At 70.0% G+C, this 25,967-nt stretch carries 8 protein-coding genes (1 of these 8 running past the window's edge); all 8 read right to left on the bottom strand.

The window, feature by feature from the left end; genetic code table 11:
- Positions 1 to 3: 3 nt before the first annotated feature.
- Tightly spaced (each overlapping or abutting the next), the 8 genes in view from ACODSP_RS05585 to ACODSP_RS05620 form a layout consistent with a single transcriptional unit that may run on beyond the window.
- Positions 4 to 5,502 carry a type I polyketide synthase gene (locus ACODSP_RS05585; protein ID WP_488964641.1) on the bottom strand — a complete coding sequence of 1,833 codons (5,499 nt, stop codon included), beginning with the start codon at positions 5,500 to 5,502 and terminating at the stop codon, positions 4 to 6.
- Positions 5,499 to 9,893: a type I polyketide synthase gene (locus tag ACODSP_RS05590; RefSeq protein WP_488964642.1), complete on the bottom strand. Its 4,395-nt coding sequence runs from the start codon at positions 9,891 to 9,893 to the stop codon at positions 5,499 to 5,501. Before ACODSP_RS05590 ends, ACODSP_RS05585 begins: the two co-directional genes overlap by 4 nt.
- Positions 9,890 to 10,810: an SAM-dependent methyltransferase gene (locus ACODSP_RS05595; protein WP_488964643.1), complete on the bottom strand. Its 921-nt coding sequence runs from the start codon at positions 10,808 to 10,810 to the stop codon at positions 9,890 to 9,892. The genes ACODSP_RS05590 and ACODSP_RS05595 overlap by 4 nt, the downstream gene beginning before the upstream one ends.
- A complete protein-coding gene (locus ACODSP_RS05600; protein WP_488964644.1) occupies positions 10,807 to 16,146 on the bottom strand; it encodes a type I polyketide synthase in 5,340 nt (1,779 codons plus the stop codon). The genes ACODSP_RS05595 and ACODSP_RS05600 overlap by 4 nt, the downstream gene beginning before the upstream one ends.
- Positions 16,143 to 17,072 (bottom strand): SAM-dependent methyltransferase, encoded by a 930-nt coding sequence (locus tag ACODSP_RS05605; RefSeq protein WP_488964645.1) that lies wholly within the window; start codon positions 17,070 to 17,072, stop codon positions 16,143 to 16,145. The genes ACODSP_RS05600 and ACODSP_RS05605 overlap by 4 nt, the downstream gene beginning before the upstream one ends.
- The gene (locus ACODSP_RS05610) at positions 17,069 to 18,871 is read right to left on the bottom strand and encodes a carbamoyltransferase family protein (protein ID WP_488964646.1); all 1,803 of its coding nucleotides are present in this window, start codon (positions 18,869 to 18,871) and stop codon (positions 17,069 to 17,071) included. The genes ACODSP_RS05605 and ACODSP_RS05610 overlap by 4 nt, the downstream gene beginning before the upstream one ends.
- The gene (locus tag ACODSP_RS05615) at positions 18,871 to 23,238 is read right to left on the bottom strand and encodes a type I polyketide synthase (protein WP_488964647.1); all 4,368 of its coding nucleotides are present in this window, start codon (positions 23,236 to 23,238) and stop codon (positions 18,871 to 18,873) included. Before ACODSP_RS05615 ends, ACODSP_RS05610 begins: the two co-directional genes overlap by 1 nt.
- Positions 23,235 to 25,967 carry the 3' portion of a type I polyketide synthase gene (locus ACODSP_RS05620; RefSeq protein WP_488964648.1) on the bottom strand. The gene runs 1,782 nt beyond the window's last position, so 2,733 of the gene's 4,515 nt are visible here — the last part of the coding sequence; the start codon falls outside the window, past its right edge; its stop codon occupies positions 23,235 to 23,237. The genes ACODSP_RS05615 and ACODSP_RS05620 overlap by 4 nt, the downstream gene beginning before the upstream one ends.

Raw genomic sequence — 25,967 nt, forward strand, 5'->3', positions numbered from 1 at the left:
GCGTCAGCCCTCCGCCCGATAGCGCTGTTCGGCCTCGTCCTCCGACAGACCCTCCAGCATGTCCAGCAGGTCGCCCAGGCCATCATCCTCGGCGGGTGCCGCAGGCTCGGCGACGACTAGCAGCGGCACCTCCATGCGTTCAGCCAGATGCAGGGCCAGGTCGGCCACGGTCGGATGTTTCCAGACCAGGGTGACGGGCAGTTTCAGGCCGGTATCCGCCTCCAGCCGGTTACGGGTCTCCAATGCCATCAGACTGTCAAAACCCAGATCTTTCAAGGCCGTGTTGCGCTCCACCGCTTCGGGCGACAGGCGCAGGACACGGGCCAGCACGCCGGCCAGATGCGCCTCCAGCCGGCCCTGCCGTGCCCAGCCCACCGGTTCGGCCAGCAGGGCGGCGCGCAGGTCGGTCGGCTGTTCGCGCACCGGTGCCGATGGCAAGGTGACCTCCGACAGCAGCGGCGAGGCGGCAAGCGCCGGATAGGCCTGGGCCCAGCGGCGACGGTCGAACGACATCACCGCCAGTTCCGCCACATCCGACAGCCCCAGGCAGCGCATCAACAGATCCAGCCCGCGATCAGCGGGCAACGGCGCCACCCCGCGCTGGGCCAGCCCGTCCGCCGCATCGGCGACCAGCCCGATATCCGCCCAGGGCGACCAGTTGATCGACAAACCGGGCAGGCCGCGCGACCGCCGCGACCGGGCGATGGCGTCCAGGGCGGCATTGGCCGCCGCGTAATTGCCCTGTCCGGGCGATCCCAGGAAGGAGGCAAGGCCGGAGAACAGCACGAAGAAATCCAGCGCCCGGCCTTCCGTGCCCTCATCCAGGATCATTGCCCCGCCCTGCTTGGCGGCCAGCAACCGTTCAAAGCGCCCGGCATCCTGTTGCAGCAGGATGCCATCATCCAGGGAACCCGCCGCATGAATGACCCCGCGCAGGGGCCGGTCGGGCCGGTCGATATCGTCCAGCAGCGCCAGCATGCGCGCCCGGTCGGCCACGTCGACCTGCCTTATATCCAGTTCCACACCGCAAGCGGCAATGGCATCCAGAGAAGCCGCCTGCGTCTCCCCCGGCGGGCGGCGGCCGGTCAGGACTAGGCAGCCGGCCCCCGCCTTGGCTAGTCTTTGCGCCACGGCCAGCCCCAGCCCACCAAGGCCACCCGTCACCAGATAGGTGCCGTCACGACGCAGGCTTGCCGGTTCCCCCAGCGTCACCGTGGCCGCCGTTAGCCGCGCCACCGAGAGGGCACCAGCGCGTACCGTCACTTGTGTTTCCGGCACATCGGCCAGCAGCAGCCGGGCGAAGGCCGCCCAGTCATCGGTATCGGGCACCGACGGCAGATCGGCCAGGCTGGGGCGCAATTCGGGATGTTCATGCGCCACCGTCCGGCCCAGGCCCCAGACGGGCCCTTGCGCGGGTGCCGTACCCTCACGCTGCACCCCAGCCGTGGACAGCCACAGGCGCGGCGGATTGCGCAAGGCCGCGCGGGCCAGCGCTTGTACCAGATGCAGGGCATCAACCACCCCATGCCGCCGGGCCTCCGCTGGCGACAGCCCGGACAGGCCCACCACCCCCAGATGCACGATGCCGACCAGGGAACCGGACACATCCTCCGGCACCTGGGAAACCGTCTCCACCTGCGCACCGGCCTGGGTCAGGGCCGATGCCAGGGCCGCACGTTCCCTGTCCCCACCGCCAACCAACAGCCATTCCGACCCCGCCGTTACGACCGGCGGCACCGTCGCCGGCCGCCAGTCGATACGCCATAGCCAGGGCGCATGGTCGGGCGCGGCGTCGGGCAGCAGGGCGCGGGCCTCCTGATAGCTTGTGGGCCGGTGCAGGGCGGCGCGGTTATGGGCCAGCAATTCCGCCACGGGCGCATGGGGGTCATGGACCGCCGACATCAGGGCATAGATCATCAGGCCCGCATCCAGCGCCCGGCCAACATTGGGATACATGGCGACATGGCGGACCAGGGCCGGATCGACGGCGGGATCAGCCGCCACCTTGGCCAGATTGGCCCCAAAATCCCCGTCATACAGGCAGTTGGCGATAGGGCCGCTGACATCGGTGCAGGACAAGAGGCGCATCCGGGCCCCGGCCAGCAGTTCGGCAAACTGCGCCGTTGTGGCCGAATAGGTGGACAGTTCCGGCAGATCGACCGACGACGACCCGGTGGCCAGCACCTCTGCCAGGATCAGCCGCCCGCCCGGTGCCAGATGGCTGCGGATATTGGCGAAAAGCGCTGCCTTGTCGGCGATCAGGCCCGACACCTCGAACCCGAACACCAGATCATAGGTGCCGGGGAAGGGTGTCGCGGCGCTGTCGCGCTGGTACAGCCGCACGCGGTCGCCCAGCCCCAGGCGGGCCGCCCTGCCATTGCCGATCTCCGCCTGACGCGCCGACAATGTATAGCCTTCCACCGACAGGCCGGGATGTGCCGCCGCCAGATCAATCAGGTCGCTGCCATAGCCACAGCCGAAATCGAAAGCCCGCTTCAGGCTGGCCATCTCGATCCCCCGGAACAGCAGCCGGCGCAGTTCCAACTGTCCATCAACCAGCAATTTCTGCTGGGCGGGATCATGTTCGGGCTGGAACACCGTGCGCAGCCAGGAGAAGCCGGGAACACGCGCGGGCAGCAGGCTCCAGGTCAGGTAACCGCTCAGCACCTCCTGCGATGCCTCGGCCCCGCCCTGGGCCAGCCGCGCCTCATGATAGGCGGCACCCTGGTCGTAATAGCCGCCGATCTCCGTCTGCCCGGCAGCACGGGGCAGCGGCGGGGCGATGCGCACACCCTCCACCGGCTCAGCCCAATAGCGCTGCCGCTGCCAGGGATAGTGCGGCAGGTCAACGGGCGGCACAGGGCCGGGCAGCAGCGCCGGCCAGTCCAGCACGGCCCCGGCGGCATAAAGGGCCGCCACCGCCTCGGCCAGCGGGGCCGCCGCCGGCACCTCGCGGCGCAGGCAGGCGACGGCACGCGCCGGACGGCCAGCGGCCTGGATATTCTCCACCATGGCCGGCAGCAGCACCGGATGCGGGCCCATTTCGATCAGCACATCCGTGCCGCGCGCCACCTGCCCCTCCGCCACCGTGCCGAACAGTACGGGCCGGCGCAGGTTGCGGCACCAGTAATCCCCATCCAGTTCCGCGCCCTTCACGGGCGCGCCGGTAACGGTGGACACCATGGTCACCAGGCCGTCGCGCGGCGACAGGTCGCGCAGCAGGGCCGCCAGTTCCGGCAGCAGCGGGTCAACCTGCGGGCTATGGCTGGCCACATCCACCTTCACCTTGCGGGCGAAGCTGCCCTCAGCCTCCAATTGCGCCGCCAGTATGTCGATATCATTGGCATCGCCGGCCAGCACCGTGGACCGGCGGCTATTGGCCACCGCCACCGACAGGGTTCCCCGGAAGGGGATAATCCGCGCCTCGGCATCCACCAGCGACAGGTCGGTCAGCAGCATCGCCCCCTGTCCGGCAATGCCAGACAGCAGGCGACTGCGCAGGGCGATGATGCGGGCGGCATCGTCCAGCGACAGGATACCGGCGATATGCGCCGCCGCCACCTCCCCCATTGAATGGCCGACCACAATGTCGGGTATAATCCCCCGCGACCGCCACAGAGCAGCCAATGCCACCTGTAAGGCGAACAAAGCCGGTTGTACCCGGTCGATCCGGTCCCACACCGCCCCTTCCCGGATCAGGCCAGCGACGGAAAGGCCCAGATGCGGTGCCAGCGCGGCGCTGGCCGTCTCCAGCGCGCCGGCAAAGACGGGATCCTCCATCAGGTCCCGCGCCATGCCGGCCCATTGCCCGCCCTGGCCGGGGAAGACAAAAGCCACGCGCGGCCGCGACGCGGCCCCCGCACTGGCCAGCGCCTGCCATCCCAGCCCCTCTGCCTGCCCGTCCAGCCAGCCGGTCAGCGCCGCGCGCAGGCCAGCAGTATCTGCGGCGGTCAGGGCCAGCCGGTGCGGGTAATGGGCGCGGTGTCGCGCCGTGGCCCGGCACAGGGCAGCGGCATCGACACCGCCCGCCAGCCGGTCCCGATAGGCACCGGCCAGATCGCGCAGGGCACCGGGGCTGCGGGCTGACAGGGGCAGCAGCAGCACCGGGGGAGCCTCGGCAACCGGCAACGCCGGCATATCAGGTGCCGCCGCCACCACCACATGGGCGTTGGTGCCGGCAAAGCCGAAGGCGCTGACCCCGGCCACGGGCTGGGCCGCGTCCCAGGGCTGGGTGCTGGTCGGTACGCGCAGGTCGGCGACGGCCCAGTCGATCTCCGGATTGGGCCGGGTGAAGTTCAGCACCGGCGGGATGGTGCGGTGCTTCAGCGCCAGCACCGTCTTGATCAGTCCGGCCATGCCGGCCGCACTTTCCAGATGGCCCAGATTGGTCTTCACTGCCCCCAGGACCAGCGGCACATCCTTCAACTCCGCCGGGCGCAACACGCGCGCCAGGGCATTGACCTCAATCGGATCACCCAGGCGGGTGCCCGTGCCATGCGCCTCGACATAGGAAATATCGGCGGGCTCCACCCCGGCATCGGCCAGGGCACGGGCAATCACCGCCTCCTGCGCCGGGCCGTTGGGCACGGTCAGGCCGTTGCTGCGGCCATCCTGGTTCACCGCCGATCCGCGCAGCACCGCCAGGACATTGTCGCCCGCCGCCAGCGCATCCGACAGGCGCTTCAGCACCACCACACCGCACCCTTCGCCCCGGATATAGCCATCGGCGGCTGCATCGAAACTCTTGCAGCGCCCGTCACGGGCCAGCGCGCCCATGCGGCTGAAATACAGCGTCGTTTCCGGTGACAGGATCAGGTTGACCCCACCGGCCAGTGCGGCGTCACATTCCCCGGCCCGCAACGCCTGCATGGCAAGATGCACGGCCACCAGCGACGATGAACAGGCCGTGTCCACCGCCATGCACGGCCCCTGCAAACCCAGCAGATAGGACAGGCGGCCCGCCGCCGCACTATAGGCATTGCCAGGCCCGTAATAGGGTTCGCGCTGTGTCAGGTCGCCCAGCACGCGCAGATAATCGCCGCTGCCGATGCCCAGATAGACGCCGGTCGCGCTGCCCGCCAGCCGGTCCAGGGCCAAGCCCGCATCCTCCAGCGCCTCCGCCGCCACCTCCAGGAACAGGCGGTGCTGCGGGTCCAGGCTTTCCGCCTCACGCGGGGAGATGCCGAAGAAACCGGCATCGAACCGGTCCACCTGGGTCAGGAAACCGCCATCGGTTGTGTAGATCTTGCCCACGGCATCGGGGTCGGGATCGAACCAGGCATCCGCGTCCCAGCGATCAGCCGGCACCCGGCCCACGGCGGACCGACCCTGCACCAGCAGGTCCCAGAAGGCGGCGATAGTCTCGGCACCGGGGAAGCGGCAGCCCATGCCGACAACGGCGATGGGGGCATGGCGCGCGCCCTCCAGGTCGGCGATGCGCGCCTCGGCCTCTTCCAGCAGCAGCAGCAATTCGCGGGTGGGGTCCAGCCTCTCGCCGTTCATCGCGCCCCCCCGCGACGGGCGGCCAGCTTGCGCTGCACATAGTCGGCCAGGGCCGCCTCATCCATCGAGGCCACCTTCTCACGCAGGGCGCTGGGTTCGGCCTGCTTTGCCGGTACAGGCGGCGGGTCGCCAGCGATGAAGCGGGCCAGGGCCGCCAGCGTGGGATGGTCATAGGTCAGGGTCGCCGGCAGGGGCCGGCCGATCCGGCGGGCCAACGCGCCACGCAATTCAAGGGCCATCAGGCTATCCATTCCAAACACACTGAACGGCTGGTCGGGATCGACAGCCATCTCCTCGGGCAGGCGCAGCACCGACCGCACCGACCGCACCACCTCCCGCTCCGCCAGCCGCAGCCGCTCAGCAGGCGGGACCTGGTTCAGCAATGCTGCCAGTTCGCCACCCGTGACCATATCCACCGACCCGCGCGGGGCCAGCCGGTCCAGGAAGGCACTGTCATCCACGCTGCGCCACGCCTTCCAGTCAAACGGCAGCACAGCGACCGGTCCCGGTCGCCCGGCCAGGGTGGCGAAGGCGGCCAGTCCCGATGCCGGGTCCAGCATCCGCACGCCACGCTTTGCCCAGCCGGCCTCGTCCGACCCCGCCGCCATGCCAAGGCCGCGCCAGGGCCCCCAGGCGATGCTGGACACCCGGCCACCATCGGCGGAAAGGGCGGATGCCGCCGCGTCCAACCAGGCATTGGCGGCGGCATAATTGCCCTGCCCTGCCGATCCCAACGTGCCAGCGGCGGATGAGAACAGGGCCAGGAAATCCAGATCCATCCCGTCGGCTACCGCCCGCAGGCTGGCCAGCCCCTCCAGCTTGGGGGCCAGCACAGCGGCAACCGCGTCCCAGTCCAGGCCCGTCAGCACACCGTCACGCAATATCCCAGCCGCATGCACGATGCCCGCCAGCGGCGGCACTTTGGCTGCGGCGATGCCCTGCCGCACGGCTTCTGCATCGGCGATGTCGGCGCACACCGGCACGGCCCGCACGCCATCGCGCGCCAGATCATCCAGCAGCCCCGCATCGGGCGCTGACCGGCCCAGCAGCAGCAGGTGTTTGGCACCGCGCCGCGCCAGATCGCGGGCCACCGCCAGACCCAGCCCGCGTGTGGCCCCCGTCACCAGATAGGTGCGGTCGGGCCGCAGTGGGACCGGCTGGATCGGTACCGCCGGAACCGGCACCAGCCGCGCCGCGCGCCAGCCATCGCGCCACGCCCATTGCCGTTCCCCCGCATCCCTGCAGGCCGTCAGGCGGGGCAGGAAGTCGCGGATGAGTGACGCCGCATCGGCATCATCTGGCAGGTCCAGCAGCACAGGGGCTGTTTCCACCTGTTCCAGCGCCGCCGTACGGCCCAGGCCCCAGAGCGTGGCACCGGCTGGATTGGTCACCGTGCCTTGCGCCCCCCTGGTCACCCATAGGGCGGGCACGCCCGCGCGGGCCAAAACCAAGGCCCCCTCCAGCGCCGGGCGCAGTTCCGCCGTCTTTGCCCAGGGGGACAGGTCCAGGGCCGCCAGATGCAGTACCCCGGCGATGCCCGTCAGGTCTCGCCTTGCCACCGCCGTGGGGGCGATCAGTTCCATATCCAGGCCCGCTGCCGCCAGCGCATCGGCAACGCCACCCCGATCCGGCACAACCAACCAACGGCCAGCAGGCCCCCCACCGGGCGGCGGCGCCACCGGCTCCCACGCCACGCCCAGCAGGGGCGGCAGGGCGGCCGGCGGCTGGGTGATCCAGTGGCGCACCCGCTGGAATGGGTATGTGGGCAGCGGCACAGGCCGGTGCCCGCCGGATGAATGCAGCGCCTCCAGCCGCACGCCCACGCCCACACTCCAGGCACCGGCCAAGGCGTCCAGGAACCGGCGGCGATCCTGCCCGCCTGACCGCAGGCTGGATAGAAAGGTGATGGCGGCATCGGGCTGTGCCCGCCGGGCCAGCGCCACCAGCGCCGGGCCGGGCCCGATCTCGATCACGCAACCGATGCGCTGGTCGGCCAGGGCCGACAGGGCGGGGGCGAAAGCCACGGGTTCGCGTATCTGCCGGCCCCAATAGGTTCCATCGGGTGCCGACTGTACTGGCAATGCCGTCAGGGTGGATATCCAGGGCAGTACGGGTGCCTTGGCGGCAACGGCACCGGCCAGTGCCGCCAAGGGGGCCACCACCGGGTCCATCAGCGGCGAATGGAAGGCATGGCTGACGCTCAGCCGTTTCCAACGGATGCCGCGTGCCGACAGATCGGCAGTGATCGCGTCCAGCATCACCGCATCGCCCGACAACACCGTTTCCGCGGCACCATTCAACCCGGCGATGCCCACCCGGTCGCCGACAAGCTCCGCCAGATCGGCAGCCGGTGCGAAGACTGCGATCATGGCACCGTCGCGCGGCAAGGCCTGCATCAGCCGCCCGCGTGCCACCACCAGCCGCGCCGCATCCTCCAGCCCCAGCACCCCGGCTGCCCAGGCGGCGGCGAATTCACCCACGCTGTGACCCAGCACCAGATCGGGTTCCACCCCCAGCCCGCGCCACAGCGCCACCAACCCCGCCTGCAGGGCGAACAGGGCCGGTTGGGCATATGCCGTGTCGTTCAGGCGCGTATCATCCCGACCACCCAACCAGATATCGGCCAGGTCCGGCAGTTCCGTCATGGCGGCCAGACAGCGGTCCACGGTTTCGCGGAACAGCGGCTCATCGCGGTAAAGCCCGGCGGCCATGCCGGCATATTGGCTGCCCTGGCCACTGAACAGGAAAGCCACTCGCGTCCGCCCGCCCAGGGGGGCCGTGCCGCGCTGTCCATCAACGGCGGCAAGGCGGGCAGCGGCATCGGCTGCATCGTCGGCAACCACCGCCAGCCGCTTTTCCAGCCGCGCCCGGCCAATGGCCAGCGTCCAGGCGGCAGCGGACAGCGACGGTGCATCCGGGGCAGACAGGGCCGCCGCCATGCGCCCGGCCAGGGCAGACAGGGCGACATCATCGCGCGCCGATAGGGCCAGCAAGTGCGGGCCCGCCGCCGCTATCTGCACCGGTTCGGTCGCGTCATCCGCCCGGATCACCAGATGCACATTGGTCCCGCTCATCCCGAAGGCGCTGACCCCCGCCACGCGCGGCCCCGGCCAGTCCGTCAGGCGCACAGGCACCTCAGCCGGTACCGCCCCCAGATCCAGCGCCGGATTGGGCCGGGTGAAATGCAGGTGCGGCGGGATGCGCCCATGCTGGACCATCAAGGCCACCTTGATGGTGGCCGCAATGCCGGCTGCCGCCTCCAGATGGCCGATATTGGTCTTCACCGTGCCGACATGCAGCGGGGTGGTTCGCCCCTGCTGCACGGCGGCCAGGGCCGCGATCTCGATCGGGTCGCCCAGGCTGGTGCCCGTACCATGGGCTTCCACATAGGTGACGGAATGCGGTTCGATCTCCGCCTGGGCCAGGGCCGCGCGGATCACCGCCTGCTGGGCCGACCCACTGGGCACCGTCAGACCGGCGGCGGCCCCGCCATGGTTGACGGCTGACCCGGCGATCACGGCGATAATGCGGTCACCCGCCGCGCGCGCATCGGACAGGCGCTTCAGCGCTACCATCCCCGCCCCCTCACCCCGCCCATAGCCATCAGCCGACGCATCGAAAGTCTTGCAGCGGCCATCGGCGGCCAGCGCCTTCAGCCGCGCCATAGTGACGAACGTGTCGGGCACCAGGATCAGGTTGGCCGCCCCCGCCAGGGCCAGATCGCATTCGCCGCCGCGCAGGCTCTGACAGGCCAGATGCACGGCCAGGGCGGAGGAGGAACAGGCCGTGTCCACCGCCATGGCCGGCCCCGTCACCCCCAGCACATAGGACAGCCGCCCGGCCAGAAAGCTGGTGCCCGTGCCGGTGCCGACATAGGCGTCCAGATCAGCCGGATCTGCGCTGGCCCGCACCAGCCGGTCGTAATCCTGGTTCATGGTGCCGATGAACAGACCCGTGCGGCCGCCGGCCAGATGGTCGGCGGCGATGCCGGCATGTTCCAACGCCTCCCACGCCACCTCCAGCAGCAACCGCTGCTGCGGGTCCATCGTCACCGCCTCACGCGGGGAGATGTTGAAGAAGCCAGCATCGAAGCTGCGTACCTCCGGCAGCAACGCCGCCTGCCGGCAATAGGATTTGCCCGGCACCGACGGGTCGGGATCATACGCGGCATCCATGTCGAACCGGTCGGACGGGATGGGGGCGACGGCGTCCACGCCATCGCACAGCATGCGCCAATACCCATCCGGCCCGTCCCCCCCGCCCGGAAGGCGGCAGCCGATGCCGACAATGGCAATCGGTTCCCGCTCCCGCGCGCGCAGCCGCCCCTTCATGTCGCGGACGGCGACAAGGGCGGCACGCAAGGCGGTGGCTTGATCGGGGCTGCTGCTCATCGATGGCCCTTGCTTGCCCGGCGGGGCGGCTTCGAACCGCCCTCCACCGCACCAGACGCAACGACCGCCAGTGGCAGCCCCGGCTTGCGGGCGCTGACCAGCACATACTGGAATTGCAGCACGGCCAGGGTGGACTGATGCCATTGCAACAGCGTCTCCAGCCCCAGCCGCTTCACCGCTTCCGGATCGCCCAGCATCTCCATCACGTGCTTGCCGAAACCGACGAACACCTCCTGCGACAGATCACGCACCTCGATATCGACGAAGCCCGCCTGTTCCAGCCGAGTGGCATAGGTTTCCAGATCGTAAAGGTTTTCCGCCGGAATGGCCCAGAGGCGGGAGGCCAGCAGATCAACAACCTTGGCCACCAGCGGCCTGTCAGGGCGCGGTACGATGTCGGCCAGGGCGATACGCCCGCCATGGTCCAGCACCCGGTAAGCCTCTGCGAAGAAATCGGCGCGGCTGTCGAAATGCAGGGCGGATTCCACCGCCACCACCCGCGTGACCGAACCGGTCGGCACCGGCAGGCGCGTGGCATCGGACTGGTGCAGTTCCACCCGCCCTTCCAGCCCCGCCGCCTTCACCCGCGCCTTGGCGGCCTCAATCTGAGCGGGGATGACATTGACACCGATGATGCGTTCCGGCTTCCGCTGTTCGGCCCAACGGATGTCCTGGTCGCCAAAGCCGAAGCCGGCATCCAGCACCACATCCCCCTCCCCGATACCGGCGGCATCGGCCACCTGGTCAACCAGGGCGGCGGCGGCGGCATCGTAATCGGCAGGCGCATCGGCCCAGTAGCCGAGATTGAGATAGAGGCTTTCCCGTCCCAACGCCTTGGCCGCACCATAGACGGCGGCAAGGCTGGCGGACGGGGTGCCGTTATCCCTCTTCAGAACCGGCGTGGCAGCAGGGCTCATCTCGTGTCCTCCAGTTCCTGGATCAGCAGGGATGTCAGTTCATCATCGCTGAGCGTATCAAGGTCGGCATGACCGGTCGCGGCGGCCACCGCCGGGGCGGGGGTGGGGCTTTCGGCCAGGGCGAACAAATGTTCCAGCAGGAACCCGGCCAGGGCGTGCAGGTTGGCCCGGTCCAGGATCAGCGTGGCCGGCAGCGGCCGCCCCAGCAGGGATTGCAGCCGGTTGCGGAATTCGATGGCCATCAGGCTGTCCATGCCCAGGTCGAAGAAGCCCTTGCGCGACGGCACCGCCATCCCGGCGGGCAAGCCCGTGGCGGCGATCAGGGCCGGGCGCAGCAGATCCTCCAGCGCCTCCCGCCGCCGCTCCGGTGCGGCCCCCTCAATCCGGGCCTGCCAGTCGGCGAAGACATTGTGTTCCACCCCGGCATCGACCCTGGCGCGCGGGCGCACGCTGTCGAACAGGCCGGCGCGCGACGCCCCGACGCCAGACAGATAGCGGCCCCAATCAATGGGCAGTGCTGCCACCTGGGCCAGCCCCGACGACAAGGCACGGCCGATCAGGTCCATCCCCTCACCCTTTGTGAAAGGTCGCACGCCACGCGCCGTCCAGGCGTCCGCATCGCGCACGGCGGCCATACCACCGCCGGCCCAGGGCCCCCAATTGATGGAAAGGGCGGCAAGGCCCAGCGCCGCCCGCCGCCGGCACAGCGCGTCCAGCGCGGCGTTGGCAGCAGCGTAATTGCCCTGGCCGGGGGAGCCAATCAGCGAAGCCCCGGAGGAATAGCAGACAAACAGGTCCAGCACCCGGTCGCGCGTCAGTTCATCCAGGATCAGGGCCCCGGTCAGCTTGGGCGACAGCACCGGTTCCGTCGCCGCCCAATCCAGCCCCGTCAGGGTGCGGTCAGCCAATGTGCCCGCAGCATGGAACAGCCCCGCCAGTAGCGGCCGCCGCACACCATCCATCTCCCCGATCAGGTCGGCCATGGCGGCACGGTCGGTGACATCCACGGCCACGACCCGGATATCCGCCATCAGTGCCGCCAGGGACGCCGGCACGGCCCCGCCCCGGCGTCCCGTCAGGGTGATATGGCGTGCCCCCTGGCCCACCAGCCATTCAGCCGTGGCCAGCCCCAGTTCACCCAGCCCACCGGTGATCAGATAGCCGGCATCGGCGCGGATGGCCGGCAGCGTACCGGAGGGGCCCGCTGGCACCAACCGGGCCGCCTCCACGGCACCCTGGCCGATGCGCACCCGGTCCTCCGGTCCTCCGGCCAGCAGATGCGCGGCCACAGCCCGCCAGTCGGCGGGGCCAGGTGCTGCCAGATCGACCAACCCACCCCAGCGGTCGGGCTGTTCCAAGGCGGCCACCGCACCCAGGCCCCACAGCGTCGCATGGGCTACATTCTCCGTGCGGGTGACCAGCCAAAGGCGCGGCGTGCCCGGTGCCCCCGTCAAAGCCTGCACGATCTTCAACGCCGGCTCGATGACGGTCCGCGCATCGGCATTCTGCGGCGCCACGAAGGCCACCCCGTCAGCCACCGCCGCCAACGAACCGGCCAACCCGTCCAGCCCGATGATCTGCACGCTGCCCGCCCCACCGGCCCGCAGCGCATCGGCCAACGGGGCGGCATCATCACCGACCAGCAGCCAGCGCCCGGCCTTGGCAGCGACAGGTGGGGCCAGCGTCTTCCAGTCCAGGCGATAGAGCGGTCCGGCATCGCCAGCCGACAGGGCCCGCATCATCACGTCACGCCGCGCGCGGCGCAGGCGCAGGCCGCGTGCCTCTGCCACCACCCGGCCCGTGGCGGCGTCATACAGCGTGAAATCGCCCGCGAACATGTCGTCGCGCCCGGCCTCCCCCGGCCAGAGCACGGCATGACAGACCAGATCGCCACAGGCCTCCCCGAAGAAGCGGAAAATATCCACGCCCACGGGGATGACGGCCACCGACAGGTCGGTCCCCATCACCGACTGCGACGCCGCCCCGAACACCTGATAGCAACTGTCATGCAGACCGGGATGGAAGGTGAAACTGCCGTCGCGCCGGTCGGACGGTTCCGGGGCGCGCATATGGCCGATGGCCTCCCCGTCGCATCGCCAGATCGTATTGACCCAGAGATAGGAGCGACCGAAGGTGAAGCCGACGCGGGTCTGCACATCGTCATAAAGCGCCTTGCCCGTGACGATGTCGGGGCAGCGGGCGCGCACTACCTCCAGCGACGGGGCGGCATCCGCCGGATCGGCAGCGTGCGCGATGGTGGCCGTGGCATGCAGGGTCCAGGCATCATCATCGGCCCCGTCGATCAGGCTTTGCAATTCTGCCCGCCAGCGGCCGGGACCGTCCGGCACCAGGGTCAGGCTGACGGTGCGGCTGATCGCGTCGGTCAGGATGACGGGTTCCAGGAAGGCGATGGCGCTGGCTTCGGCTGGCCGCCCGTCCAGCAGGTCGCGCGCCGCCTCCATCATCAGCGATACCAGCGTCGGGCCGGAAACCACGGCACGGCCATAAACGACATGGTCGCCCAGGATCGGCTGCGTCCCCAGATCGAAACGCGACTGGTATTCCACGGTGCGGGCGGGGGAGCGGTGGCGGGTGCCTACCAGGGCGGCCCCGCCCGTCGCCTGGATGTCGGCCCGCACGCGGCCCGGCCGGAACCAGTGGCGTTTGCGCTGGAACGGATAGGTGGGGGCCCGCGCCAATGGGTCAGCGAAACCGCGATGCACCGCAGCCCAGTCGATGGCAGCCCCATCTTCGTACAATGTGCCCAGGCTGCCCAGCAGTACGCGCCCATCCTGCTGCCCTGCCCGCAGCGACGGCAGAAAGCGCAGATCGGGTTGTCCATCGCCCGCCACGCGCCGGCCCAGCCCCAACAGGGCCGCCCCCGGCCCGATTTCCACAAAATGCGTGCAGCCGGCCTCGATTAATGCCGCCATGCCATCGGCGAACCGCACCGGTTGCCGCAGATGCCGGCCCCAATAGGCGGGATCGCGCAACAGACCGGCATCGGCGAAGCCGCCCGTGACGTTGGAAACCAGGGGGGTGGCCGGATCGGCAATGTCACAACCGGCGGCACTGGCCGCAAAGGCATCCACCACCGGGTCCATCAGCGGGGAGTGGAAGGCGTGGCTGACCGTCAGATCGCGTACCCGCACCCCCTCGGCCCTTAACACCTGACCGGCCCGGTGCACGGCTTCGACGGTGCCGGAGATCACCACCTCGTCGGGCGCATTCAGGCCGGCGATGGCCAGCCGGTCGGGATCAGCCGCCACCAGGGTGGCCACCCGGTCGATGCCGGCGGCCACCGCCGCCATGGCCCCGCCCGCCGGCAGCGCCCCCATCAGCCGCCCGCGCTCCACCACCAGGGCCAGCGCGTCTTCCAGCCCCAGCACACCGGCGGCATAGGCTGCGGCGAACTCACCGACGCTATGGCCCATGACGGCGGCGGGGTTGACGCCCCAGCTACGCCACAGGGCCAGCAGCGCCACCGACAGGCTGAACAGGGCCGGCTGGGTGAAGCCGGTATGGTCGATGCGCCGGTCGGCTGGATCTGCGGGAGACAGGATGTCCAGCAGCGGCACGCCCAGATCGGCGCACAGGGCCGCACATCGGTCCAGGGCGGCGCGGAATACCGGCTCCGTCTCATAAAGCCCACGTCCCATGCCGACATACTGCGCACCCTGGCCGCTGAACAGGAAGGCCAGCTGCGGGGCGGCACCGACGCGGGCCGGGGGGGACGACGAAAGGGCAGATGATGCGATTTCAGCGGCCGTTCCCACCAGCACCCGACGATAGCGCAAGCCATTGCGGGTGCGGGAAACAGCGGCGGTCAGGTCGGCGACCTCGGCGTCGGAAGCGGTGGTCAGACTGGCGACAATGGAATGCGCATCGTCGGCCAATGCCGCCGGGGTGCCGGCGGCCAGCGCCAGGACATGCAGGGGCCGGACGTGGCGGGCGGATGCCGGCACCGCCTCCACCCCCGCCAACACCATATGCGCATTGGTGCCCGACAGGCCGAAGGCGCTGATGGCGCCCAGCCGCTCCCCCGTCCAGGGCTGGGCCGTCGTGGCCAGCCGGGCCTGGATGGCATCCAGATCGATGGCAGGGTTCAATCTTTCCACCGGTCGCTGCGGCGGCAGGGTCGCGTGGTGCAGGGACAGGGCCAGCTTGATCAACCCGGCGATGCCCGCCGCCGGCTCCAGATGCCCGATATGGGCCTTGACGGCCCCCAGATGCAGCGGTCGCACGCGCCCCGGACCATAGACGGCGCCTAAGGCCGCCACCTCGATCGGGTCGCCCAGCGACGTGCCTGTGCCATGCGTCTCCACATAGGTGACGGCTGAAGGTTGCACCCGCGCCTGGGCCAGGGCGGCGCGGATCACCGCCTGCTGCGCCTCGCCATTGGGCACGGTCAGGCCGCTGCTGGCCCCGTCATGGTTGACGGCCGATCCCCGAATAACGGCCAGCACGCGATCACCCGCCGCCAGCGCATCATCCAGGCGTTTCAGCACCACGAAGCCCGCCCCCTCCCCCCGCCCATAACCGTCGGCGGATGCGTCGAAGGTCTTGGAATGACCGTCGGGAGCCAGCGCCCGCAGACCGCAGAGATAGATGGTCAGGTCGGGCGACAGGATTAGATTGACCCCGCCGGCCAGCGCCATGTCGCATTCCCCGGCCCGCAGGCTCTGACAGGCGAGATGGGCCGCCACAAGCGACGACGAACAGGCCGTATCCAGCGACAGGCTTGGCCCCTGCAACCCCAGCACATAGGACAGCCGCCCCGCCGCAAAGCAGAAGCCGGTGCCGGTGCCGCGATAGGGATCGATACGGTCGGTGCCCACCCCATCGGCCTGCATCAGCCGGGCATAATCATCCAGCCCGATGCCGACGAACACGCCCGTGCGGCTGCCGCGCAGGGTGGCGGGCGCGATGCCAGCGTGTTCCAGCGCCGCCCAGCCGGTTTCCAGCACCAGCCGCTGCTGCGGATCCATAGTGTCGGCTTCGGCATCAGGGATGTCGAACAGGCCGGCATCGAACCGTTCGACATCATCCAGGAACCCACCGGCCCGCGTATAGAGCCGACCAGGGCGGCCCGGTTCCGGATCATAGAGCCGGTCCATGTCCCAGCGCCCGTCCGGCACCGGCCTTATACCATCACCGCCAGCCGCCAGCAGGTGCCAATAGGCATCCACGCCGTCAGCCCCGCCGGGAAAGCGGCAGCCGGCACCGATCACGGCGATGGGGGTGGCATCGGCAGCCGCGTCCAGCCGCGCCTGCAACGCCTTGATCTCTGCCGCGGCACGGGCCAGCAAGGCGCGATGGGTGTTATCGACCGTCACGTCCCCGGAACCTCCGCCACCGCCAGGATGTAATCCAGCGGCCCATGTTCACAGGCGCGTTCGGTACCGGGCCAGGTGAGGTTGCTGCCGATGGCGCCCAGCATCTGCATCAGCGCCATCACGTAATGCAACCGGTCGCGGTCGAACAGCATCGACGGCGAGACCTGCGCCAGCGGCGTCCAGGGGCTGATTTCGCCTGCGTCCAGCCGCTTGCGCAGGTTGCGGGCCATGGGGCCATAGACATGCTCCCGGATGGAGATGACCTGCACATTGGTGAAGCCAGCCGCCACCAGCTGGTCACGATAGACCGACCGGTCCACGACATTGGCCGCCGGCATCATCGCCTTGTTGGGAAAGCGGCGCATGGCGTCCACCACCCAGCCGAACTTGCCCGCCAGCGCGCGCGGCATAGGCAGGATATCGCAGGCCGCGAACCGCCCGCCCGGCTTCAGCACGCGATAGGCCTCGGCGAAGAAATCGGCCCGCGTATCGAAATGGTGCCCGCTCTCCACCGCCACCACCTTGTCGAAGCTGCTGTCGGGCAGGTCCAAGTCGGTGGCCGACATGCGGTGCAGGGTGACGCGGTCGGCAATCTCCGCCTTCTGCAACAGGTTATGCGCGCCCTGGATCTGGGCCAGCGACAGGGTGATGCCGGTGACATGGGCGGCCTCGAAATCCTGTACCCAGTGCAGGATCTGGTCGCCATGGCCGCAGCCGGCATCCAGCACCCTGTCACCCTTGCCCATGCCCGCCGCCTGTCCCACCAGCCGCACCAGGGCGCGGCAGGCCGCATCCTGGCTCTGCGGGTCGTCCTTCCAATAGCCCTGGTTGAAGAAGCCGCTCTTTTCCGTCAGGAAGCCGTTGGCATTGTCGTAGAAGGCGGCCACGCCCTGTTCCGTGCCGCCGCCGATCCCAAGCTCGCTCATGCTCCGGCCCCCTGCTTCTCGATGAGGTAATCGTTGATCACCAGGGCATCCAGGCCGCTGGTGGCGAAGACGGCGATGGCATCTTCCACCGAATGCACGATGGGCTTGCCCATGACGTTGAAGCTGGTGTTCAACAGCATCGGCACGCCCGTCAGCCCGTGAAACGCACTGATCAGCGCGTGGTAGCGCGGGTTGATCTCTTCCGTCACCGATTGCAGGCGACCGGTGAAATCCTCATGCACCACGGCGGGCACCCTTTCCCGCACCTCCGGCCGGAAGACCAGCGTGCGCTCCATATAGGGGCTGGACTGGTAATCCTCGAACCAGTCGGGCCCATGCTCATGCAGGATGGAGGGGGCGAAGGGCCGGAATTCCTCACGGAATTTCACCCGGTCGTTGATGCGGTCCTTCATGGCGGGGTCGCGCGGGTCGGCCAGGATGGAACGGTTGCCCAGGGCGCGGGGGCCGAACTCCGCCCGGTCCTGGAACCAGCCGATGATGCGCCCCTCGGCCAGCAATTGCGACGCCTTGGTCACAACCTGTCCGTCCGGCAGATGCTGCAGGCTGGTAAAGCCGCCGAACCGTACCATGCGCTCCAGCGCCGAGGACGTCGCCGTGCTGCCCAGATAGGGCGACTGCACCCGGCCCGCCCCCGCCCGCGCCTGACCCGGATGATCCTGCGCCCAGGCCAGCAGCGCCGCCCCCAACGCATTGCCATCATCGCCCGGTGCCATGGGCACATGCAGGGCCTTGAAGGGCATGCTGGACAGGATGCGCCCGGAATAGGATGAATTCAGCGCGCAGCCGCCGCCGAAGGCCAGGTTATCGCTGGGATGCACGGCATAGAGGGCGGCCAGCAGCTCGCCCGCCACCTCGGTGAAAATCTCCTGCCCCGTGCGGCCCAGATCGGCGCGGCGGCGTTGATAGACGGACGGGTCCGGGTCAGCCTTGGCCGCCGCCATCAATGCCTGCACCTCTTTCAGGCGCCGGCCCGTGTCGCGGCCCTGCGGGTTGTGCAGGGCCAGCCCGTCGGCCTGCACCAGCGGGCGCAGCAATTCATAGAATTCCGCATCCAGGCTGCCATAGGGTGCCAGCCCCATGACCTTCCATTCCTCGCCCTGCACCGTGTCGAAGCCGCACAGCGCGCAGACCTTGGAATAGAACATGCCCAGGCTACCGGAATTCTGGGCCAGGGCCTTGGGCTTGGCCGCAAGGGATGTGAAGGCGCCGTCGCGGTAGCTGTAGAAATTGGTGGAACTCCACTCCCCATACCCGTCGATGACGGCGCAGGCCGCCTCCTCGAACGGGCTGGTGTAGCAGGCGGTGGCGGCATGGGTCAGGTGATGGTCGTAGCGGCGGATGCCCGCCACCGTGAACCCCTGGTCACGCAGGGCACCCAGATTATGGCCGGCCAGGCTCAGCGTGCTCAGCATGCCCTGGCGCAGATGGTCGAAGCGCGGCCAGGGCCAGACCAGATGGTCGCTGCGCGCCATGAAGAAATCATTCACCGGCCGCAACAGCCCGCCGATGCCCGGCACATCGACCAGCGACGAGGTCCAGAGCGATTTCAGGACCTTCTTGCTCCAGCTGACGGCCACCACCACCTCGGCATCCTTGCCGCAATACTGGCGGATCAGCTTAGGTGCCCGCAGGATATGGTCGGGCACGGCATTGAAGGCGCGCTTGTCCTGGAGATAGCGTTCCTGCGCTTCCGCGAACAGAACCTCCCCGTCCGGGGCCACGATGGCCATGGCGGGATCGTGGAACGACGCGGCCAGACCGACATAATAAGTCGCCATCAGCCCCTTCCCCTTTCTACGGTTTGCGGGCCCGCTGCGGCATCCAGTGCTGCCAGCAGGTCGGACAAGGTTTCAGACGGCGGTGCGGGTGCGACCGCAGATGTGGCGGGTGGGACTGTGCCCGGTATCCGCGACAGAAGATGGTCGGCCAGCGCCATGACGGTGGCATGTTCAAACACGGCAGTCGGCCCCACGATGCCGCCCAGCGCCTGTTTCAGCCTGGCCTGCAGCGCCATGGCCATCAGGCTGTCCATGCCCTGGTCGAAGAAGCCGCGATTGGGGTCGGGCTCACCGCCCCCCATCACCGCCGCCAGTGCTTCCCCCACCAGCCGCCGCAGCCGTCCACGCCGTGCCAGCGGCGGCAGGGCCGACAGGTCGGCCAATGTATCGGGCACAGGGGCATCAGACACGGGCGTTACCCTGGGCGTCGCCTGTATCGAAGCGGCCAACGGTCCCGCCCCCGCCGGCAACGCTGCCAGGAAGGACGGCCAGTCCAGGCACAGCGCAGCCGTCACCGGTGCCGTGGCCCCGGCCAGCACCGGCCCCAACATGGACAGCGCCTGGGCGTTCGACAGCGCCCCGATGCCCTTCGCCCGCCGGCTGGCTGCGGCCTCGGCCCCCAGATCGGCGGCCATGCCAACCTGCTGCCAGGGACCCCAGGCAATGCTGGCCGCCACCTGCCCCCGGGTCCGCCGACGCCGGGCCAGCGTGTCCAGGAAGCCGTTGGCGGCACCATAGCCCGCCTGGCCCAGCGCCCCGAACAGCCCGGCCATCGACGACATGAACAACAGGAAATCCAGCCTGTGCCCGGCGGTCAGCCGGTCAAGCAGATCCGCACCGGCGGCCTTGGCCGCGAAAATGTCGGACAGGGCGTCGCGATCCTGACCGCGCAGCAGGCTGTCGCGCAGCACACCCGCCGCGTGCACCACACCGCGCAGGCCCGGCCAATCACACCCGAACCCGTTCAGCAGCCGGGCGACATCGGCCTCATTCCCGATATCGACGGCCACGACCTCCACCATCACGCCTCGCCGCCGCAGGCTGTCCAGCACACCCAACGCGTCCGCCGACGGCCCCCGTCGGCCCGCCAGCACCAGATGGCGGGCACCGGCATCAGCCAGCCAGCCAGCACAGGCCAGCCCGATCCCACCCAGCCCGCCCGTTATCAGGTATGAGGCATCCGGTTTGATGGCGGGCATTGCCGACATCGCTTCCTGCCGGCGCAGCACCGGGGCCAGCCGGCGGTCTGTCTCCAGCACGATGCGCCCGCCAGCCCGCCCCAATTCATCGATGATCCGGTCCAGGGCGACGTCATCGCCGGCCCCGATCACCCCGGCGATGCGGCCCGGCAGTTCCCAGCCGATGCCTTCGACCAGCGCCCACAAGGCACCGGCCACGGGATCGACCCGTGGATCGCCAGTAACCAGCCACAGCGGACCATCGGCCCCCCGCACCACCCGCAGGCAATGATCGCAGGCATCAACCGCAGCGGCGGCATCATCGTCTGTACCCTGCAACACCAGCAATTGCCTATCACCGCCGGTACCCAGGCGGGAGGCCAAGGCGTCATGCAGCGCGCCCGCCCCCCGCACAGTCCAGGAGCCGGGTGCCACAACCGCCGCCGCCGGCGCATTGGTGAAGTCCACGGCGTAAAGGGCCGCATCCCCCGGTTCCGCCGTCAGCGGCGCAGGTGCCGCTACCGGCTCCGGCAGCCAGCAGACACGGCGCTGCCAGGGGTAAGGCGGCAGGGGCGTCACCCGCCCCGCCGCAATACCCAGCGCGTCCCAATCCGGCGCAAAGCCGCGCACGAACAGGTTGCCAACGCTGCGCAGCAGGCTCAGGCGGTCATCGGTGGCGCGGCGCAGGGTGGGCACCAGGGTCAGGTCCGCCACCTCCCCGCCCTGTACCGCCCACAATTTGGCGATCCCCGACAACAGGGCGGGATGCGGCCCCACCTCGATGAAGCGGCGATGGCCGGCTTTCAGCAGGTGCGCGATTGCGGCGGCAAACGCCACAGGTTCGCGCGCATTGCGGCCCCAATAGGCACCGTCCAGGCGCAGGGCCGGCCCGCCGGTGACGGTGGAGATCATGGGCAATGCCGGTGCCGCCGGCACCAGCCCGACTAATGATGATGCCAGCGCCTCCGCCGCCCCCGCCACCTGCCGCCCATGGAAGGCATAGGCACCCGGCAGCGACCGCGACGGCACGTTCAGGCGGGTGATCGCCGCTTCCACCCCCGCCGTCGTGCCGGACAGCACCAAGGATGCCGGCCCGTTGATGGCGGCGATATCAACATCCAGCCCTTCCAGGGCCGGTGCCACGGCATCGGGTGGCAGATCGACCGCCGCCATGCCGCCCTGCCCCGCCAGCCCGGCCATCAGCCGACCGCGCGCTGCGGCAATGGCAATCCCCTGCTCCACGCTCAGGGCACCGGCGACGATGGCGGCTGCAACCTCCCCCACGCTATGGCCGATGACGGCGACCGGCTTCAGCCCCAGGCTGGCCAGCAGCCCGGCCAGCGCCACCTGCACCGCGACCAGCACCGGCTGTGCCAGTTCCGTCGGCGTCAGGTCGCGCCCCTGTTCCAACGCGTCGATCAGCGACCAGCCCTCAGCCCGGCGCAGGGCCAGATCGCAGGGCTCCAGCCCCGCACGGAAGGCGGGCAGGCCCAGCAGGCCCCGTCCCATCCCCGCCCATTGCCCACCCTGTCCGGTGAAGACAAAGACCGGGCCCGCTGTATCCTGCATGGCCATGCCGATGGCGATGTCGGGGCCGGTGGCCCCACCCGCCGCGGCGCGCAACCGCTCCGCCAGTTCTTCTGCACCCTCACCCGTCACCGCCAGCCGGTGCGCCAGCGGGCTGGACCGTCGGGCCAGGGTGGCCTGCAGGCCCGCCAGATCCGTCCCCGCCGCCAGCATGTCCGCCGCCTGATGCGCCCGGGCGGACAGGGCCGCCGGGTCGGCTGCCGTCACAACCAGCAGTGCCGCACCGGCGACGGGGGATGGCACCGACCGGGCCAGCGCAGGCGGCGTTTCCTCCAGCACCAGATGCACATTGGTGCCGCCGAAGCCGAAGGCGCTGACCCCGGCGAAGCGACGCGACCCGTCGGCAGGCGCCGGCCAGGGTTCCGCCGATACCGGTACATGCAGGTCAAAACCGGGGCCGAAATTGGGGTTGGGCCGGGTGAAATGCAGCTGTCCGGGGATCGTCCCGTGTTTCAGGCACAGCACAGCCTTGATCAGCCCGGCCATGCCGGCCGCGCCCTCCAGATGGCCGATATTGGCCTTCACCGCCCCGATGCGCAGCGGTCCGGCCCGCCCCGGCACGCTGTAGACGGCGGACAGGGCCTGCACCTCGATCGGGTCGCCCAGGGTTGTGCCGGTACCATGCGTTTCCACGAAATCCACGGCATGGGGGGCGATGCCGGCATTATCCAGCGCCGCGCGGATCACCCGTTCCTGGGCCAGCGGGTTGGGGGCCGTCAGGCCGTTGCTGCGGCCATCCTGGTTGATGGCACTGCCCCGCAGGACCGCATGGATACGGTCACCCGCCGCCATGGCATCGGCCAGCCGCCGCACCACCACGGCACCGGCCCCCTCCCCACGGGTGAAGCCATCGGCGGCGGCATCGAAACTCTTGCAACGACCGTCGGGGGCCAGCATCCCGGCCTGCCCCAGGGACAGGCCGATCTCCGGCGACAGGATGGCATTGACCCCGCCGACAATGGCCATGTCGCTCTCGCCCGTGCGCAGGCTCTGACAGGCCATGTGGAAGGCGGTCAGCGCCGACGAACAGGCGGTGTCTACCGCCAGACTGGGGCCGTTCAGGTCCAGCAGATAGGAGAGGCGATTGGCCAGGATGGCATCGGCGATGCCCGACACGGCATAGGGATCGGGCACCCGCCCCGGTGCCAGCGACCGGCGGATATAGTCGCTGATGCAGGCTCCCACAAACACGCCGGTGCGGCTGCCGGCCAGGGCGGTGCGCGTCAGGCCGGCATCGTCCAGGGCCGCCAGCGTCCCTTCCAGCAACAGGCGCTGCTGCGGGTCGATCCAGGCCGCCTCATGCGCCGACAGGCCGAAATAGCCGATATCCAGCCCGTCCAGCCCTTCGACATAACCACCCAGCGGACGCTCCCCCTCGCCGAACCAGCGGTTGGCGGGGGCGGGGCCGATGGCATCAACCTTGTCCAGCAGCAGACGCCAGAACGCATCTACCCCATCCGCCCCGCCGGGGAAGCGGCAGCCCATGCCGATGATGGCCAGCGGCTCGCCCATCAGCAGGGCCTGGACCTGGGGGTCCTGGCGCAGACGCCGCGCCTGCAGGGCCCGCTTTTCGACGGTGATCATGGCGGGAAGGTCGGTCATGCGGCCCCCCCAAGGGTCAGCAGCGCCAAGGCTTCCTCATCCGACAGCGCGTCGATATCGGCATCCAGCCGGGTGGCGGGGACGGGCATGGCGGTCGGCGCGGACGTGCCGGCTGGCCGCAACCTTTCCGCCAGATGGTGGGCCATCAGCGCCGGGGTCGGGCAGGTCCAGGCCAGGGTGGCGGCCAGCCGCAACCCCGTCAACCGTTCCAGCCGGTTGCGCAGTTCCAGTGCCATCAAACTGTCCAGCCCCAGGCTGCGCAGCGGTTCATCGGGCGGCACCTTGGCCGGATCGGTGCGCAGCACGGCGGCGATCTCCGCCGACAGCAGGGCCAGTTGCCGGCCAGCGGCGGTATCGGCGAAGGCCTTGGCGAAATCCGACACGGCCTGCGACGGCACCCCGGCACCGGCCAGGAAGGGCCGCGCAGCGGCACCCGGATAATGGTCGGCCCAGGCATCACGGTCCAGGCGCATCACCGCCCACACCCCGCCCGGCCCGGCGATCAACCGGCCCAGCGCCGACAGGCTGGCATCGGGCGACAGGCCGGCCAGCCCGCGCGCACCCAGCCGTTCCCCGCGCCGCGCATCGGCCGCCGCCAGCCCCACATCCGTCCAGGGCCCCCAGGCCACGGCATGGGCCGGCAACCCTGCGGCCAGCCGCAACCCGGCCAGGGCATCAACGGCGGTATTGGCGGCGGCATAATTGGCCTGCCCCGGCGTGCCCAGCCAGCCGGCGGCAGAGGAAAACAGCACGAACAGGCGCAAATCGTCGGCCAGGGTCAGGCGGTGCAGGTTCCAGGCACCGGCCAGCTTCGCCCCCAGCACCGTCGCCATCCGTTCCGGCGTCAGATTGTCGATGACGGCATCGTCCAGCGTGGCGGCGGCGTGGAAGATGCCGCGCAGCGGGGCCGTCGCCCGCACGTCGTCCAGCACCCGGCCCAGCGCATCCGCATCGCCCACATCCACAGCGAAGGTCCGCACCATTATGCCGGCAGCCGCCAGCCGGGCCAGCACAGCCGCCGCCGCCGGCCCCGGCACCCGCCGGCCCAGCAATACCAGATGCCGCGCGCCCCAGGCGGCCAACTGTTCGGCCAGCCGCAAGCCGATCCCGCCCAGTCCGCCGGTGACCAGATAGGCCCCATCCGGGTCCAGTCGCGGCGGCCCGTGCGGAATGGCGGCATCGCAGCGGACCAGCCGGGCCGCCAGACGCCGCCCACCGCGCAGCGCCACCTGATCCTCATCCCCGCCGGCCAGCAGATGCCGGGCCAGCCAGTCGGCCTCGCCCACCCCTGGCCGGGCCGGCAGATCAACCAGACGCAGGGACACGCCCGCCTGCTCCGTCGCCGCCACGCGCAGGAAGCCACGCATCGCCCCCTGGCCGACCGCAGGGCCGGACGGCAGCGGCAGGGTGCCTGTCTCCACCGCCTCCGCCCCGCGCGTCACCAGCCAGAGCGGCGGCAGGTCACCATCGGGACGCAGCAGGGCAAGGTGACGGACCAGCCGCAGGGCGGCGACGGAATGCCATGCCTGCGCCGCCACGGGATCGCCGTCCGCACCATCCAAAGGCGCACGGCCAGCCAGCCAGACGATGCCGACGCAACCCGCCAGATCGTCCGCCGTCAGCACCTCCCCGATCTTTTCCGGGGCGGACAGCCCCATCAACATTGATGCGGCACCAGCCGTAGACAGGGCATCGGCCAGCGCCGCGCCCAGGCCATCATCCGCCGCCGGGCCGCCATCAATCAGCAGCCAGCGGCCGGTCGCAGCCAGCGGCCCGTCGGGCAGCGGTTGCCAATCGACGGCGTGGAATTCTGCCTCCGCCGTATCCGTTACCATGCCGGCCACGGGCAGGACGGGGCGGACATGGTCGGTCCGGGCCCAGCCGATGGCGGGGAAACGCAAAGCCGGACGCCTTGCATAGAGTGCGGCTGCGTCCACCACACCACCGCTTGCATGGATGGCCCCCAGCGCGTCCAGCAGGGCATCGGCCTCCCCCTCCTCCCGGCGCAGCGTCTCCACCACATGGGCGGCATCACCAAGACAGTCGCGCAGGGAAGGTGCCAGCACGGGATGGGCATTGACCTCCACAAAGGTGCCGAAGCCATCGGCGCGCAGTTGCTGCACAATATCGGCAAAGCGCACGGGCAGGCGCAGATTGCGGCCCCAATAGGCCGCATCCAGCGCCGTCCCCGGCAGGGGACCGCCCGTCACCGTGGAATAGAAGGCAACATCCCCGCCCGCACGCTGGGCGATGCCGGCCAGTTCACGCGCCAGATCGAGCAGCAGCGGATCGACCTGTGGGCTGTGGCTGGCCACATCCACCTTCACCGGACGGCAGAAGGTGCCCCGCAGTTCCAGCGTCTGCCGCAAGGCATCCGCCGCTTCCGCGTCGCCGGAGAAGACCAGGGTACGCGGGCCGTTGATGGCGGCCACGGACAGGCGGTCGCGCCAGGGAGCCAGCACCGCCTCCCCTTCCGCCGCATCCAGTTCGGCCAGCAGCATGGCCCCCTGTCCGGCGATGGAGCGCAGCAGCCGGCTGCGCCGCGCGATGATGCGGGCGGCATCGGCGGGCGACAGGATACCGGCCACACAGGCCGCCGCCACCTCCCCCATGCTGTGCCCGGCCACGGCGTCGATACGCACCCCATGCGCCCGCAGCCAGCCGGCCAACGCCACCTGCACGGCGAAGATCAGCGGCTGGATGACATCAATGCGGTCAAACCGGTCGGC

This window comes from Niveispirillum sp. FG156 (assembly GCF_057809555.1).

Bases quoted from the DNA above. Each gene is read 5' to 3' on its own strand.
- ACODSP_RS05615 (WP_488964647.1), bottom strand. From the start codon at position 23,238: ATGACCGACCTTCCCGCCATGATCACCGTCGAAAAGCGGGCCCTGCAG.
- ACODSP_RS05610 (WP_488964646.1), bottom strand. From the start codon at position 18,871: ATGGCGACTTATTATGTCGGTCTGGCCGCGTCGTTCCACGATCCCGCC.
- ACODSP_RS05590 (WP_488964642.1), bottom strand. From the start codon at position 9,893: ATGAGCAGCAGCCCCGATCAAGCCACCGCCTTGCGTGCCGCCCTTGTC.
- ACODSP_RS05595 (WP_488964643.1), bottom strand. From the start codon at position 10,810: ATGAGCCCTGCTGCCACGCCGGTTCTGAAGAGGGATAACGGCACCCCG.
- ACODSP_RS05585 (WP_488964641.1), bottom strand. From the start codon at position 5,502: ATGAACGGCGAGAGGCTGGACCCCACCCGCGAATTGCTGCTGCTGCTG.
- ACODSP_RS05605 (WP_488964645.1), bottom strand. From the start codon at position 17,072: ATGAGCGAGCTTGGGATCGGCGGCGGCACGGAACAGGGCGTGGCCGCC.